The 16,065-nt window shown below is 39.4% G+C and carries 15 protein-coding genes; 6 read left to right on the top strand and 9 right to left on the bottom strand.

The window, feature by feature from the left end:
* The first annotated feature begins 180 nt into the window (after positions 1-180).
* From GBI66_RS18315 to GBI66_RS18305, 3 genes are all read left to right on the top strand, one after another.
* On the top strand, positions 181-921 hold the full coding sequence (locus GBI66_RS18315; protein ID WP_151717057.1) for a hypothetical protein: 741 nt from the start codon (positions 181-183) through the stop codon (positions 919-921).
* 138 nt (positions 922-1,059) lie between these two features.
* Entirely contained in the window at positions 1,060-1,455 is a 396-nt protein-coding gene (locus GBI66_RS18310; protein WP_004807705.1) for a hypothetical protein, read from the top strand.
* A 58-nt stretch (positions 1,456-1,513) separates the two neighbouring features.
* On the top strand, positions 1,514-2,065 hold the full coding sequence (locus GBI66_RS18305; RefSeq protein WP_151717056.1) for a hypothetical protein: 552 nt from the start codon (positions 1,514-1,516) through the stop codon (positions 2,063-2,065).
* A gap of 63 nt (positions 2,066-2,128) precedes the next feature.
* Here GBI66_RS18305 and GBI66_RS18300 read toward each other — a convergent pair whose 3' ends face one another.
* From GBI66_RS18300 to GBI66_RS18290, 3 genes are all read right to left on the bottom strand, one after another.
* Positions 2,129-3,196: a bifunctional HD family hydrolase/N-acetyltransferase gene (locus tag GBI66_RS18300; protein ID WP_151717055.1), complete on the bottom strand. Its 1,068-nt coding sequence runs from the start codon at positions 3,194-3,196 to the stop codon at positions 2,129-2,131.
* Positions 3,197-3,308: 112 nt separating this feature from the next.
* Entirely contained in the window at positions 3,309-3,566 is a 258-nt protein-coding gene (locus GBI66_RS18295) for a YjhX family toxin (protein ID WP_004807702.1), read from the bottom strand.
* A 233-nt stretch (positions 3,567-3,799) separates the two neighbouring features.
* A complete protein-coding gene (locus GBI66_RS18290; protein WP_004807701.1) occupies positions 3,800-4,333 on the bottom strand; it encodes a lecithin retinol acyltransferase family protein in 534 nt (177 codons plus the stop codon).
* Positions 4,334-4,497: 164 nt separating this feature from the next.
* Here GBI66_RS18290 and GBI66_RS18285 point away from each other — a divergent pair, with 164 nt between their 5' ends.
* Positions 4,498-5,235, top strand: coding sequence for a phosphodiester glycosidase family protein (locus tag GBI66_RS18285; protein WP_151717054.1), 738 nt, complete (start codon positions 4,498-4,500; stop codon positions 5,233-5,235).
* A 50-nt stretch (positions 5,236-5,285) separates the two neighbouring features.
* On the opposite strand, the gene GBI66_RS18280 is transcribed toward GBI66_RS18285, so the two are convergent.
* The 4 genes from GBI66_RS18280 to putA form a co-directional block, all read right to left on the bottom strand.
* Positions 5,286-5,513, bottom strand: a complete 228-nt coding sequence (locus GBI66_RS18280; protein ID WP_004653128.1) for a hypothetical protein — start codon at positions 5,511-5,513, stop codon at positions 5,286-5,288.
* 249 nt (positions 5,514-5,762) lie between these two features.
* Positions 5,763-6,848 carry a tRNA (uridine(54)-C5)-methyltransferase TrmA gene (gene trmA, locus GBI66_RS18275; protein WP_151717053.1) on the bottom strand — a complete coding sequence of 362 codons (1,086 nt, stop codon included), beginning with the start codon at positions 6,846-6,848 and terminating at the stop codon, positions 5,763-5,765.
* Between the two features lie 93 nt (positions 6,849-6,941).
* Complete coding sequence (locus tag GBI66_RS18270) at positions 6,942-7,412, bottom strand: GrpB family protein (protein WP_151717052.1); 471 nt, start codon at positions 7,410-7,412, stop codon at positions 6,942-6,944.
* Between the two features lie 104 nt (positions 7,413-7,516).
* A complete protein-coding gene (gene putA / locus GBI66_RS18265; protein ID WP_151717051.1) occupies positions 7,517-11,278 on the bottom strand; it encodes a trifunctional transcriptional regulator/proline dehydrogenase/L-glutamate gamma-semialdehyde dehydrogenase in 3,762 nt (1,253 codons plus the stop codon).
* Positions 11,279-11,398: 120 nt separating this feature from the next.
* Between putA and GBI66_RS18260 the strand changes: the two genes are divergently transcribed.
* Positions 11,399-11,890 (top strand): Lrp/AsnC ligand binding domain-containing protein, encoded by a 492-nt coding sequence (locus GBI66_RS18260; protein WP_005152404.1) that lies wholly within the window; start codon positions 11,399-11,401, stop codon positions 11,888-11,890.
* Positions 11,891-11,934: 44 nt separating this feature from the next.
* On the opposite strand, the gene putP is transcribed toward GBI66_RS18260, so the two are convergent.
* Complete coding sequence (putP, locus tag GBI66_RS18255; RefSeq protein WP_005189254.1) at positions 11,935-13,431, bottom strand: sodium/proline symporter PutP; 1,497 nt, start codon at positions 13,429-13,431, stop codon at positions 11,935-11,937.
* A gap of 473 nt (positions 13,432-13,904) precedes the next feature.
* On the opposite strand from putP, the gene aspA reads away from it, so the two are divergent.
* The gene (gene aspA, locus GBI66_RS18250) at positions 13,905-15,353 is read left to right on the top strand and encodes an aspartate ammonia-lyase (RefSeq protein WP_151717050.1); all 1,449 of its coding nucleotides are present in this window, start codon (positions 13,905-13,907) and stop codon (positions 15,351-15,353) included.
* A 333-nt stretch (positions 15,354-15,686) separates the two neighbouring features.
* Here the strand turns inward: aspA and gcvH are convergent, their stop codons facing one another.
* On the bottom strand, positions 15,687-16,061 hold the full coding sequence (gcvH, locus tag GBI66_RS18245) for a glycine cleavage system protein GcvH (protein ID WP_005211933.1): 375 nt from the start codon (positions 16,059-16,061) through the stop codon (positions 15,687-15,689).
* Between the last annotated feature and the right edge of the window lie 4 nt (positions 16,062-16,065).

The following is a 16,065-nucleotide window of genomic DNA, read 5'->3' as shown; positions in this document are numbered from 1 at the left end:
ATTATAATGGTCGTAATATAAAATTTTCGATCATAATTAAAAAGCTCATTTAATAGATGGGCTTTTTTATTGCCTAAAAACTCGGTTTCTTATAGAGGCCGAGTTTTTTTATATCTACGGATTGTTAGTTGTTGTCTATTGATAGCGGCTTAAAGCCGAAAATAACTGAAGGTGATTAAAATGAATTGTACAAATAAAATGATGCTGGGCACTTTCTCCATTAAACACTTAGATATTCTTTCTTATGCCGAGATTGTGCCTGCGATTATGCAAACAACAGCTGATCTCACAGCGACTGCATATATTGAAGGGAATGCTCAATTAGGTTCTGTCAAAGTGAAGGATGCGTGCCAAGTATCTTTATCTGCTTATTTCCAAGCACAGAGAGGTCAATTTTCTTTTAGCAGCGCAAATACAGTGCAACGGTCAATTGTCATTTTAGGTGTGGATCAGCAACCTGAACATCAGGTGAAGTTAAACCAAGTTGAGCGTGGATTTGTCATTCATAGCTATTTTTTGGATGATAAATTTGTGGTGACTTTGGGCGAATATAATAGTCTGAATAACGTCACTTTTATTGAAGATAACCCCTCAGAAAACCCAATTGTGACCTTTGAGATTACTGGTTCTCAATCGATGAAGGTCTATGTTGACTATGAACTTGTTGGAGAGTGGCATTCAAGCAATTCCCTAAAATTGCCGAAGTATTATCACATTGTTGCACAAGAAGATTTAAAGCAACTGGATTTTGATCTGCGAGAGGCCTATGTCAGCTTGGATTATAAAATGCCATCAGCACTTGAAGACAATATCTATTATCACTTAACCAGTAAAGGCGAAATCTTGGGCTTACAAGTGAATGCAGGTGATTTTGTACAGTTTCATGCTCAGCAAAGTTGGATGACGCATTATCCACAATAGTATGAATTTAAATTAAATAATTAAGCAATGGTGATCAGAATGAATTGAGAGTAGTCGGTTATATGGTTTTGCTTAAAATGTCAATCGAGGCCTTAACTTTGCATAAGTTAGGGCCTTTCTATTTATGGAGGAAAAATAATGACAGAGTTTGTTTCAACGGGTGCAGGGATTGCAGCCGTAATTAAATCTTATGGAGTTTTTTTTATTGTCATGATGGCACTCACTTTTATGTTTTTGGCTTGGATGGTTGTGATTATGACTCGGCTACCCAAGTCTCGACGAGAATGGGTGGTTTCACTCATTTCAACAGCAGTTGGCAGCATTGCAGGAGGTGCTTTTGTGATTCAGCATTTTGGCTTGCAAGAGTGGAGTCAAAACCCGTATGGCGCATTTGCCTTGGGAGGTCTGTACTTCCTTTGTGGTTTGCCAGTATGGGCAATTATTCGTTGGACCTTTAATTATATTAATGCACGAGAAGATTCAACCATTTTGGATGTAGCAAAAGAGGTGAAAGACTTTAAAGACAAATTCTAAAGAAAAAACAATCCAATGCCGCCTTCGGGCGGTTTTTTATTATAAAGAGGAAAATGACATGAAAATAACACAAGACGGTTTCGATATTTTGCGCCACACATTTGGAAAATTAAGTCAGTTGCAGGTAGATGGAATCAATTTTCTGGTTTCAGTGCTTGATGAAGATGGGGCGATCACATCTGCCCAAGCCGCTTATATCTTGGCAACGGCTTGGCATGAAACGGCTAAAACTATGCAACCCGTGATTGAATATGGTTCAGAAAAGTATCTAAAGTCTAAGCAATATTATCCCTATATCGGCTATGGCTATGTGCAACTGACCTGGTTGGCAAACTATAAGCGAATGGGGGATTACTTAAAAATTGATTTAGTGAAAAATCCGAAACTGGCTCTACAAGCGGATATTGCAGCTCGTGTCATGATTGTTGGAATGAAAAAGGGCATGTTTACTGGCAAGAAATTGTCTGATTACATCTGTCAAAATAAGAAAGATTATATAGGTGCTCGGCGAATCATCAATGGAACGGATAAAGCTGAGTTGATTGCAGCGTATGCAGAGACATTTGAGGCGGTCTTGCAGGCTTCAGAAGTTACGATTTTGTCTTGTTGAAAGAATAGAAGTTCACATCGATTCGATACGAACTTCTACTTTCATGTGATTTAGTCTGTGAACTTATGCCGTGGCATTAAATGCATCCGCATAAACTACTTCACCTGTCGGGACATCTTCTGTAAATCGCAAGATCTGGAAATATTCGGCAGGGACACCAGCTAATACCAGTCTTGAATCTGCTTTGAAACCGAATCGGCCGTAATATTGTGGATCACCAAGTAGAACGCAACCGACAGCATCTAAATCTTTGAGTGCTTCTAAGCCAGCATGCATCAGTTTAGAACCTACTCCTTGACCTTGATATTCTGGAAGTACCGAGATCGGACCAAGTCCATACCAACCAGTTGTGCCATCAGAAATCTGCACGGGTGAAAAGGCAATATGACCAATAATCTTATTGTTACAATCCGCGACTAGGGAAAGCGTGAGCTGATTGGAATTACGTAGTGCATTCACAATAAATTGCTCGGTATGGCTTGAATGCTCTTGTGTAGCAAAAGCAGCTTGGGTTAAATCAAAAATGCTTTGAATGTCAGATGGGTTTTCATCGCGAATGTGTATATTCATCTTCATTTTCTCTTGTGTTTCCTGATCTAAAATTGCTCGAATTTGTTTGAGTAGTGGAGAATCATTTGTATATTTTTCTCCATAACTTAAGTTAAATTCATAATCAAAATCAGGTGAGTTGATTCCTTGATTGTGTTGAAGGATCGTTTCTAGCTTATCTAGTGCCTTAACGATTTTTGCTTCTGGTGTTGTTGCATCTTCATATTCTTGCCAGAGTGATCGAATCAACATTTGAGGTTGGTCATCTAAACATTCGGTTAATTGATAAAGATCCTGTTTTTCCTGCTGATTCTTAGCTGGAAACTGATCTTTCAGAATGGCTGGAATATCACCATGAATGGCTTCGCCAAGATCATGAATTAAACACATTTTTAGTAATTTCTCCAAATCAATGTCTTTAAATTGATCTGCAAAAACCACCGCCATTAAGCATAATCGCCAGCTGTGTTCAGCGGTACTTTCCTGACGGCCGTTCGATGTATGCGAAAAGCGAGTCACGTTTTTTAATTTTTCCGCCTCACGTAAAAATGTTAAGCGATTTTGAATTAGGTTTAGTTCCATTTTCTTTCTCAAAAATAAACCATATGTAATTTGGATAGACCCGATTGACCTAACAGTAGGATAGACATATCTAAGAGCAATCATGGGTTTATCCAAACCCTATGATTGTTGGTTAACGATTGTCTAACTGAGGACGTACAGATCGAAGCCCATGTAAATTAATTTGGTAGGGCTGCCCATTACAGGATTTGATCAGTCTTTTCTTTCTTAGCTTATTAAAAACGTCGAGGTTGCAATCAGACAGCAAGAAACCTTCTCGGCTATAGCATTCTACAGCGATGGTTTGACCAGCGTCATTGCGAAGTTTTACGATTTTTCCGCCTTTAGCCAAGACGTGAAGTGTCCGTTGTTCGGACTTAGATAAGTTCATGTTGTTATCCAGATATAAGTAATCAGAAGCAAAATTAGGCTTGAAGCCAAAAAATTCGCGAAGATAACCAATTTCAATATGTAATTGAAATGTAGTTACCAGATTACTGCTATCTCCAACATAAAACCCTCGATATGGATGCGATACGATGTGTATCGCTAGAAATACTAAAGCAAGATAAATTAAAAAGCAATAATTGCGTGAAAAATAACATTTTGAAGTAGCGTCAAATCTTATTTTTTCGGTCGTTTTTCTTTGAGACGTAAATAGGCTGGTACAGATTTCTTTGCTTGCCGACGTAGCATAACTTTAATATATAAAACGATGGCAAAACATGCAGTGGCAACAGTGAGCATCAGGCTATTCATATAGCTCATAACAGAGCTAACATAACCTATGGTTGCTAAACGACGCTGCATACGCTCAACTTGAGTACTGGATTCAATTCCTGTGATTGCCCACGTGCATAAATGCTCACAGTTATTAATAATGAGGTGATAGTGATTTTCATGCATGCGTGAGCGCATACGCCGTACAACAGCTTTGGCTTTGTAGCGTGGGGATTGATAATGTCTCGTATAAATTGGCTTACCACGGGCAAAACGCTGGATAGACGTCATTTCAATAGGATGCTTTTTAAAAATATGAGCAAATCCAGAATAATGAATAACCCTTCCACGACCTGCATAGATACCATGATGGCTATAGCCAAAGTGTTTTACGATGAGGTGAGCGCCAATCGAATAGCGTGGGTGTTTTTGCTGCATGTCGATACTATGATGTTTACACTGGTATTTTAGTGAAAAAATGTGAATCAATCGAGCCTATTTGCAGCATCAAGTTCATGATTATGTGTGGTGTTTGTATCTGCTATTTTGCAGTATGCCTTGCTATGGGACAATGAGGTAAATCTAGGCTTAACTTCGTATTTATGATGAAAAAATGGTTTTTCCTATCGTTTGCATTTTTAGCGAGTTCACCTGTACATGCGATGCAGCATGAAACCTTGCAATTGAATCAACAAAAATATGATGTGATTAAAGTTGAGCATCTAAATCAGTTGCAACTATTTTTAAAGCAACCTCAGAGCAATCGTTATTATCAGAAGTTTGCAGCTATCCAAAAAGCGCTACCTGCTTGTGAGGAGCTTAATTTTGCAATGAATGCAGGAATGTATCATGCAGATTTTCAACCCGTAGGTTTGTATATCGAAAATGGCAAGGAGTTGGCTAAGCTTAATGTCGCGAAGGGCTTTGGTAATTTCTTTATGCAGCCTAATGGTGTGGTTGCTTGGAATGACCAACAGGCTGTGATTAAAAGCACTGCTGATTATAAGCATGATCAATTTAAAGCAAAATTTGCAACACAGTCAGGGCCAATGTTGGTCTATCACGGGAAAATCAACAGCCAGTTTATTGCTGACTCGAATTCATTAAAAATTAGAAATGGGGTGGGTATTAAAGGGAATCAGTTGTATTTTGTGATTTCACAGCAACGCGTCAGTTTTTATCAATTTGCCCAGTTTTTTAAGCAACAGTTGAAAATAGACAATGCATTGTATTTAGATGGCTCGATTTCCAGTGTGTATTCAGCACAAACCAAACGCCATGATAAAACTTTTAATTTAGGGCCAATCGTTGCAGAAGTGAATAGAGAGAACTGCATGTAATGTTGATGACCCTAATCTCTTGATAGAAAGAGATTAGGGAGGACTTATTTTTATTGGATCGGCGGCTTGATCATCGCAAGTAATTCTTTGCGGCTATAACCTCGAGAAATCAGTACTTTCTTAATGCCTTTAATGACATCTTCATCTGTTGCTTTCACTAAAGCATCCAACAGTTGTTCATTGGTTTTGCATGAACAATCATTTTCAACGCAAGAAGTTTGGTTCTTGTGTTCGTTATATTGTTCATCTGCATTGAACAGTTTTTGCCAAAAACTCATAGAGCCTTCATATACAACCTAACATAGGTCGAAATATAGCCGCTTTAAAATAAAATACAAGTCAGCTTAAGTGATAAAAGCAGCAGTTAAACTTCAATTTTTTCGATGAGTCTTTTAAAGTTTAACGAAATTATGACATTTGAATGACTTGACCTTTGAAAAATATCATTTTTTTATAAATATACTTCGAATAAAAATAAAGGGTTACTCGAACCCTTTATAAATTACTGTTACGTTGAAATAATTTGTTTAAATCTTTTCAAGCAAAACACCTGATTCCACATGATGGGTAAAAGGGAATTGATCGAACATGGCGAACTTCACAATTCGATGGGTTTGGCTAAGTGTTTTTAAGTTGTCATGCAAGGTATCTGGGTTACATGAAATATAGAGAATACGTTCAAAACCTTGTAATAGTTTGAGCGTTTCATCATCGATGCCTGCACGTGGTGGATCAACAAAAACCGTGTCAAAGTCGTAGCTTTGCATGTCGATTTCAGCTTCTTGCAAGCGTCTAAATTCACGTTCACCTTGATATGCCTGAGTAAACTCTTCGGCAGATAAACGTGCCACTTGAATATTCTCAATCTGGTTTTGTTCAATGTTCCATTGAGCTGCGTAGACTGAAGATTTAGCAAGTTCAGTTGCGAGAACACGCTTAAATTTCAAAGACAGTGGCAAAGTAAAGTTACCGTTACCACAATACAATTCTAAAAGGTCTTTTTCGGACTTCTGTGCAGCATCACAAGCCCACTCCAACATATGCTGACACACTTGCGCATTAGGCTGGGTAAAACTACTTTCAATTTGTTTATATTTAAAAGTACGACCGTGAACATTAAGTTGTTCAACCACATAGTCATCGCCAATAATCACTTTCTGGCCACGGCTACGGCCCATGATTTTAATATTCAGTTTTTCAGCTAAGGCTTTAGCCGCTGTTTCCCATTCAGCATCTAATTTACGGTGGTAAATCAGGGTGACCAACATCTCTCCACTTAAGGTTGAGAGAAAGTCTGCTTCAAAAACACGTTGCGATAAAATAGGAACTGCTTTTAATTCATCTAATAAACGTGGCATCAAATCATTGATGCTTTGATCTGCAATCGGAAACGCATCCACGCGGATAACTTCTTTTTGTTTTCCATCTTCAGCACGTTCAAACATGGCATAGAACAAATCATCTTCGGTATGCCAGAGACGAAATTCTGCACGCATACGGAAATGTTGTTCAGGCGATTGAAACACTTCTAAAGCTGGTGGATTGAACGATGCAAACTGTGCGGTAATACGTTCAACTTTCTCTTGAAGTTGCTGTTGGTAAGATACGGTCATAAAAAAGAAAACTACAGGTGAAATCTAAACGGGAATGGTATCAAAAAAGCACGCTAAGGTGCAGGAAATTATGATATTCACTTATTTATATGCTTAGCCTTGGGCGAGTACAGATTGGATAAAATCTGCTTTAATTTGCCGATATTGGTCTTGAGATAAGCCAATACATCTTTGTTTGAGCTGATTATATTGTTGGGTCAGGCTGGGTGAGTTTCTTAATAGATCACGAAAGGTAATGAAATTGCAAAACTCTGAACCTGTCACTACGATTTGCAATGCCACATCATGTTGTTGTAATTCCAGCATACAAAGTTCATGAGTACGTAGTGTGTTAAGTTTTTCTTTAAAATTAAGCTGTTGTAATTTTTCAATTGAATCTAAAAATTGATGGGCGGGTACTTCAATATAAATATCGAGATCACCTTTTGAAATTGCATTGGGAATGGCGGATGAACCAATATGTTCAACAAGCGCAAAAGGAACAAGCTGCTGGATCTTATTTTTATAATCTTCAAAAAGCTGAGTGCAGTTGGGTTGATATTCAGGAGCTGAGAAAAACTGCATATAAGTGATCTCATTTTATTATTGCTATTTAAAGGTAACGTTAAAATAATAAAAAACCCGAACCATGTAAACATGATTCGGGCTAGGAGATAGAAGACTGAAAATTAGTCTTCAGATAAAGTCATTAAACTCGCATTACCACCTGCTGCTGCAGTGTTTACGCTAATTGCTCGTTCAATGACTAGGCGTTCTAAAGGAATTTGTTCATTTGCTTGTAACTGGGTAATCCCGACAATCGCACCTGAACGATTCGCAACTTTAGTTTGCAAGTCTTGCAACTGTTCAACAGAACCATGATGAAGCACTGCATCAAACGCATCTTTTTCAACACTTGAAATCACAGTGATTGCATCTAAGACATCTTTTGGTAAAGATGCTTTGTGTTTTACTAAGAATGCATTGTCTTTCAACACAGCCGCAGTACTGCTGACGGAGAAAATTGCAAGTAATTGTTGAAGCTGGCTTGCTTCATCATTCGCAATCGAAAGCACACGATGACGAGGCAAGATAATGTATTGGTTGCTTTCACCCGTAGGGCCTTGCAACTCGTAGAACTTACCTACACCAAATGCTGGAATTGTTGGAATTGCTTGAGGCATGTTTTGGTTTGCCCAAGCCAATAAGCTTTGATAAGCAACATTTGATACTGCATCAAAGTTAGAGATTTCAGCTTTCACCGCAAATGGGGTTGCCAATACTTTCTCTGAACAATGCTCCATCAAACGGTACATATAAAGCGGACCACCCGCTTTAGGACCAGTACCAGATAAGCCTTCACCACCAAATGGTTGAACGCCTACAACTGCACCAACGATGTTGCGGTTGATATATAAGTTACCCACCTCAGCACGTTGGATCACTGTATTAATGGTTTCATCAATACGTGTGTGTAGACCCATAGTTAAGCCATAGCCTTTAGCATTGATACGGTCGATCAATTGCTCAAGCTCACCATATTTATAAGTGATGATGTGCAATACAGGACCAAAGACTTCACGCTCTAGATCGTCAAGGTTTGGCAATTCAATCGCTGTTGGTGGAACAAATGTACCTTGTGCAAGCGCTTGTTGGCTTACCGCATCGTTAAACATCAATTGATGAACAGGGTAGCCCTTAGATTTCATCTTTTGAATGTGTGTATCGATGGTTTGTTTTGCTTCAGTATCAATCACTGGACCAATGTCAGTTTTTAAGATTGCAGGGTTGCCTACGATCAACTGTTGCATTGCACCTTTCAACATTTTGATGACTGTTGCAGCGCTGTCTTCTTGCACACATAAGATACGAAGCGCAGAACAACGTTGACCCGCACTGTCAAATGCAGAACTGACGACATCGAGAACGACTTGTTCAGTAAGCGCAGATGAATCTACGATCATTGCATTTTGACCACCCGTTTCCGCGATTAGCGGAATTGGTTGACCATTTGGAGACAAGCGTTTTGCGACAGTCTTTTGCAAAATTTTTGCAACTTCAGTCGAACCAGTGAACATGATGCCTTGAACGCGATCGTCTTGGCTCAATTGCGCACCAACTGTTTCACCGCGACCTGGAAGAAGTTGAACAACGCCGTGTGGCACGCCAGCTTCCCAAAGCATTTGAACTGCTTGAGCTGCAATTAAAGGTGTTTGTTCAGCAGGTTTGGCAATAACACAGTTACCACTCACCAATGCCGCTGCAATCTGACCAGAGAAAATCGCAAGAGGGAAGTTCCATGGGCTAATACACAATACGGTACCCAATGGTTTTACTTGTGCATTTGCAGGCAAGTTTTCGATTTGTGTCGCGTAATAACGCAAGAAATCGACTGCTTCACGAACTTCTGCAATGGCATTGGCATAGGTTTTACCACTTTCACGGCAAAGTAATACCATTAACTCTTGAATACGAGTTTCCATCAAATCTGCAGCGCGCTTTAAGCAAGCTGCACGTTCAACTTTATCTGTTGCAGCCCAGCTTTGTTGTGCTTGTACGGCTGCTTCTAGCGCCAGTTGTACATCTGCGCTGGTTGCTTCATTGACATGACCAACAACCTCGCTGTTTTGTGCTGGGTTTGTAATTGCAATCGCATTGCTTTGATCGTGAACTGTTGATTCAAATCCAAGTAGCGGTGCACTTTTCCATACGTGAGTACGAAGTTTTTGTGCAGTTGCATCTAAGTCTGTTAATGGTTGATCGTTATTTAGATCAAAGCCATTTGAATTTGGACGTAATGGGTAAAGATCATGCGGAAGTGGAATCGTAGGGTGTTTTAAGCCAAGCTGACCTTCATCTTTCGCAGAAGTTTGAATATCTTTGATTGGAGACTGAATCAAGTCTTCAACTTTTAAAGTCTTATCAGCAATACGGTTTACGAATGAGGTGTTTGCACCATTTTCAAGTAAACGACGGACTAAATAAGCCAATAAAGTTTCATGGTTACCAACAGGTGCATAAACACGACATGGAACACCTAACTTGCCATCTTCTTTAGAACCAACCACTTGTTCATACAATGGTTCGCCCATACCGTGCAAGCATTGGAATTCGTATTGACCAGGGTAGTATTTGCTTGGGTCAGCCAAGGTATAGATCGTTGCAAGTGATTGCGCATTGTGTGTCGCAAATTGCGGATAGACTTGATCTGGTGCAGCAAGTAATTTTTTCGCACAAGCAATGTATGACAAATCAGTGTGAACTTTGCGGGTAAACACAGGGTAATCCGTCATACCATCAATTTGCGCTTTCTTGATTTCGCTGTCCCAATAAGCACCTTTCACCAAACGGATCATCAGGCGTTTGTTACTGCGTTTTGCTAGGTCAACGATGTAATCAACAACGTAGAAACAACGCTTTTGATAAGCCTGAATAACGAAGCCAATGCCTTTCCAATCAGCAAGTTTTGGTTCGAAACATAAACGCTCAAGTAATTCGAGGGAAATTTCTAAACGTTCAGATTCTTCAGCATCGATGTTTAAACCGATGTTGTACTGTTTTGCCAAGCACGCAAGTTCGAAGACTTTGTTATAAAGTTCATGATGAACACGCGCAATTTGTGCACGTTGGTAGCGTGGGTGTAAAGCAGAGAGCTTGATTGAGATACCTGGGCCATCATAAACGCCACGACCATTTGATGCTTTACCAATGGCATGGATCGCTTGAGTATAGTCGTTATAGTAACGCTCAGCATCATGTTCAGTTAACGCAGCTTCACCCAACATGTCGTATGAGTAGCGGAAACCTTTGTGTTCGAATGGTTTAGCATGTTCAAGTGCTTCTTCGATGGTTTCACCCGTAACGAATTGTTCACCCATCATACGCATTGCAACGTCGACCGCTTTACGGATAATACCGCGACCACTACGTGCCAAAAGACCCGTTAAAACACTCGATAAGCTGGTTTGCTTTGGTGTTTCCATTAACTTGCCAGTTAACATTAAGCCCCATGCAGCAGCATTTACGAACATCAGGTTGCTTTGACCGACGTGATCTTTCCAGTTACCTTGGTTGATTTTGTCGCGGATCAATAAATCACGAGTTGCTGTATCTGGAATACGAAGCAAAGCTTCTGCCAAACACATCAACGCTACACCTTCCTGTGAAGAAAGTGAGAATTCTTGTAGAAGACCTTGAACAATACCAGCTTTACCAGCCGAGCTTTTACGTTCACGTAAATTATGCGCTAGGCTAAATGCAAGTTCATAAATTTTGTGGTCAAGATCAGGAGAAATGCTTGCTGCTTCAGCAAGTACAGCGACTGCTTCAGGCTCAGCACGTCGCCAAGCTGTATTAATGCGTTGCTCAAACTCACTTTTTTCTTTAAATTCGGTAATATAACCGTCGATGTGAGCTGTTTCCATTTGTGCGGGAGTATCCAATGTATTCATACTAAATTCCAATAACAATCTCTAGAACATATTGAGTAGAGAGGTTTAGATAATTTATGATTACAGAATGAATCCCGAGTAACTCACTATAATTTACTTATTTTTTAGAGGAAAATTCAGTTGAATGGCCCTATTTATGCGTTAGATCGAACTGATCTGAAAATTCTGGATATTCTTCAAGCAGATGGGAGAATTTCTAATAGTAAATTGGCGGAATTAGTGAACCTTTCACCGACTGCGGTGATGGCACGTGTGCAGAAGCTGACTAAGGATGAATTTATCTTGGGATATGAGGCAAAACTCAATCCGAATAAGCTAAATGCCAGTTTTTTGGTCTTTGTGGAAGTGTTGCTCGATAAGACCACACCGCATGTATTGGATGATTTTATTGATGCAGTGACCCAATATCCTGAAATTGTGGAATGTCATATGGTTAGTGGGGGCTTTGATTTCTTGATTAAGCTGCGGAGTGCAGGCATGGAGGAGTTTCGCAGGATTGCGGGGCAGATTTTATGGCAGCTCCCTGGTGTGAAAGAAACACGAAGCTACCCAGTCATGCAGGTGGTGAAAGACAGTTCTAAAATAAAAATTAAATCAAAAACAAAATTTTAAGCAAAAGAAAAGGGGCTCGAAAGCCCCTTAAATTTTGATCAGAATTATTTCATTTCACGTGCATAGATTTCATCAGCTTGTTCAAAACGGCTTGTTACCGCTGCATTTGGTGCTTTACCAAGTAAGCTCACCACAACGATGCTGATCAAGGCAAAAACGAAGCCTGGAATAATTTCATAGATGCCTGTGTAACCAAAGAAGTTTTTCCATAGGATTACCGTCAAAGCACCAACAACCATACCCGCCAATGCACCGTTCAAGGTCATACGCTTCCAGAACAATGAAAGAATAATCAATGGACCAAATGCCGCACCAAAACCAGCCCAAGCATAAGCAACTAAGCCTAGTACTTTACTTTCTGGATTTTGTGCAAGAACAAGAGCAAGCATTGCAACCGCGATCACCATTGCACGACCAATCCAAACCAACTCTTTTTGAGATGCATTTTTACGGATAAAGCCTTTGTACAAATCTTCTGTCAAAGCACTAGAACATACCAGAAGCTGACAGCTTAACGTACTCATGATTGCAGAGAGAATTGCAGCAAGGATTACACCAACAACCCAAGGGTTGAATAAGATTTTGGTGAGTTCCATAAATACAGTTTCAGGGTTAGCTGTTACTGCTGCTGCGAACTCAGGATGCATTTGAAAATAAGCAATACCGATAAAGCCTGAACCAACTGCGCCTGCTAAGCATAAAATCATCCATGTCATACCGATACGGCGAGCAGCAGGAATTGATTTTGCAGAATCTGCAGCCATGAAGCGTACAAGGATATGCGGTTGACCAAAATAGCCTAGACCCCAAGCTGCTGCTGAAAGAATCGCAACAACACTTAAGTTTGTCGCAAAATCAAAAGCGTGCGGGCGAACAGATTCAACTACGGCAGTAAACTCTTCCATACCAATGCCTAGAGACATGTAGGTTACGATTGGAAGGAGCAACAATGCAAAAATCATTAAGCCAGCTTGGAAAGTATCGGTCCAGCTAATTGCTAGGAAACCACCAATACACACATAACCAATCGTCGCAAATGCACCTAACCACAAGGCAGTGCTATATGGTAATTGGAATAATGTTTCGAATAAACGTGCACCAGCGACCATGCCAGAAGCACAATAAATTGCAAAGAATACAAGAATAATCAATGCAGATGTGACGCGTAAGATTTTCTTCTGATCGTCAAAACGACCAGTAAAATAATCCGGTAAGGTGAGGGCATTGTTTTGTACTTCAGTATGTACACGTAAACGTCCTGCGACCAAATACCAGTTTAGCCATGCACCAATAATTAAGCCGATGGCAATCCACGATTCAGATAAGCCAGTTAAGTAAATAGCGCCAGGTAAGCCCATGAGTAACCAACCACTCATGTCTGATGCACCCGCAGATAAAGCGGTTACAAAACTGCCTAGACTTCGGCCTCCAAGAATATAATCGTCAAGGTTTTTGGTAGAAAAATAGGCGTACAAACCGATACCAAGCATGGCGGCGATATATACCACGAATACAACAACAGTGGGGTTAGAAAAATTCATAATGGATGCCTGTCCTTACATATCCATAATTTGCAATCACACCTGAATAGCTAAAAAAATGATTTACTATTCTTGGGATTGATAAGGTCACAGATTCAAGCACAAATGTTTTTTAAAATACTGTTATGTTTGTGTATTTATATTGTATTCTTTGTGTAATTTAAAATAAGTGTATGAATCTTAATTTTTTTATCAAAAAAATAGGATTTTTTTTCATCAAAAGATAGAATTGTTTCGCTCAAAAAAAACTCAAAATGTATATGGAAGTTACAATTAATAAAATGTACATCTGTAGATTAAATTTTTAGAGTTAAAAACTGAGCAAAATTTATGACACATAATGTTACAAAGGCAACAATCCAGAGAAATTCCACTATAAAAAAATATAATGTTAAGCAGTTTTGCTAATGAAAAATTAGTTGGAATATTTCATATTAGATCATTGCACCATAAGGGTGCATTGTCTGAGAGAAATGGAAGTGGAAACGGTTCAAACGGCAACGATAAGAATAGAGCATGATTTGCTCGGTGCGAAAGAAGTTCCAGCTGATTGTTATTATGGAATTCATACATTGCGCGCCATTGAAAATTTTAAAATTTCTTCGCAAAAAGTTGGACAAAATAGCTACTTTATTCGTGCATTGGCGCAAGTAAAGAAAGCTTCGGCTCAAGCGAACTTAAGTTTTGGTAAACTCACTGAAACTCAAAGTCTCACGATTCAACATGCTTGTGATGCTTTAATTACTGAAACTGAAAAATGGAAAGACTCATTCCCGATTGATATTTATCAGGGGGGTGCAGGCACTTCAATTAATATGAATACCAATGAAGTGATTGCAAATATTGCACTTGAATCATTAGGCCATCAAAAAGGCCAATACGATGTGATTCATCCAAATGATCATGTTAACAAGTCGCAATCAACCAATGATGTCTATCCAACAGCGATTCGTCTATCAACTTACTGTTCTTTGGATGCTTTATTCACGCAAATGGATAAGTTGATTACTTCATTTGAAAATAAAGCAATTGAATTCCGCTATGTGTTAAAGATGGGCCGTACTCAGTTGCAAGATGCTGTGCCGATGACGCTCGGGCAAGAATTTCATGCTTTTGCGACTTTATTAAAAGAAGATGTGCGTTTGATTAAGCGCACACGAGAAATGTTACTTGAAGTGAATTTGGGTGCGACGGCGATTGGCACAGGTGTTAATACACCAAAAGGTTATGCCATCAAAGCTGTATCCTGTCTAAAAGACATCACGGGTTTAAATCTAGTTGGTGCTGAAGATTATGTTGAAGCAACCAGTGACTGTGGTGTATTCATCATTTTATCCAGTACTTTGAAACGCCTTGCATGCAAACTCTCCAAAATTAGCAATGACTTACGGTTGCTCAGTTCAGGACCACGGACAGGTTTAGGCGAAATCCAGTTACCTGAATTACAGGCTGGCTCTTCAATCATGCCTGCAAAAGTAAATCCTGTGATTCCTGAAGTGGTCAATCAGATTGCATTTAAAGTGATTGGTAATGATTTAACCATTACCTTTGCAGCAGAAGCGGGGCAATTACAACTCAATGTAATGGAACCTGTGATTGCAATTTCATTGAATGAATCAATTGAATTGCTTACACATGCAATTCAAAGCCTAGATGAAAAATGTGTACGTAGCATCAAAGCAAATGAACAGGCTTGCCATGATGCAGTGATGCGTAGTGTCGGGATTATTACGCTGCTTGATCCACTCTTGGGCCATGCATTGTGTGATGAAATCGGTAAACAATGTATTGCTGAAAATAAGACCATTCAAGAGGTAGTTTTAGAGCGCGGTCTGCTGACTCAAGCGCAACTGGATGAGATTTTCTCTTTTGAAAACTTGGTTTCAGAAGTAGATGGCATTCCTATAGATTACGTTGCTTAACGTATCAACCTCAAAAAAGCCCAGTAAATGTACTGGGCTTTTTAGCCAAATCTCTTGAAGTTTTTGATATTAATAACCAACCCATACAGTGCAATTAGGATAGTGCTCTTTAATAGAATAAATAGCTTGTTCTACTCTAATATTATTTGTATGTTCCAAAGAATGAGTAAAAATTGTGATATCGAACCCTGAGCGACGTAAAGTAGTTATTTCATTACTCGATATAACTTCAGCTGATACCCATAGCGGAATGCTATAGGTATTTAGTTTTATAAAACTCTCATACCCTTGACGGTTTGTTGCTAGAAAAACCGAAGAAGAAATTTCCAAGAATTATAAACCTGATTCGTATTCACTATTTGAAAGCAGTTTTTCAACATCAGCCATATTGTCAGGCTTAATCTTATAGATCCAACCCTTACCATACGGTTCGTCATTGACAAAGTCAGGATCATCTTCAAGGTCAGTATTCACTTCAACCACGGTTCCAGAAACTGGTGCGTGAATATCAGAGGCAGTTTTTACAGATTCAACAATACCTGCTTGTTCGGTTGCGGTGACATGGCTGCCCACTTCTGGGGTTTCCACATAGACTAAATCACCCAACTCATCTTGTGCATGGTCAGTAATCCCTGTTACAACGAGGTCACCCTCAATTCTTACCCACTCATGCGTACGTGCATATTTCAATTCTGCTGGATGATTCATGACA

Origin of the sequence: Acinetobacter sp. TUM15071 (genome assembly GCF_008980925.1) — a bacterium.
Classification (GTDB): Bacteria; Pseudomonadota; Gammaproteobacteria; order Pseudomonadales; family Moraxellaceae; genus Acinetobacter; species Acinetobacter dispersus.
This window is presented reverse-complemented; position numbering and strand designations above follow the sequence as displayed.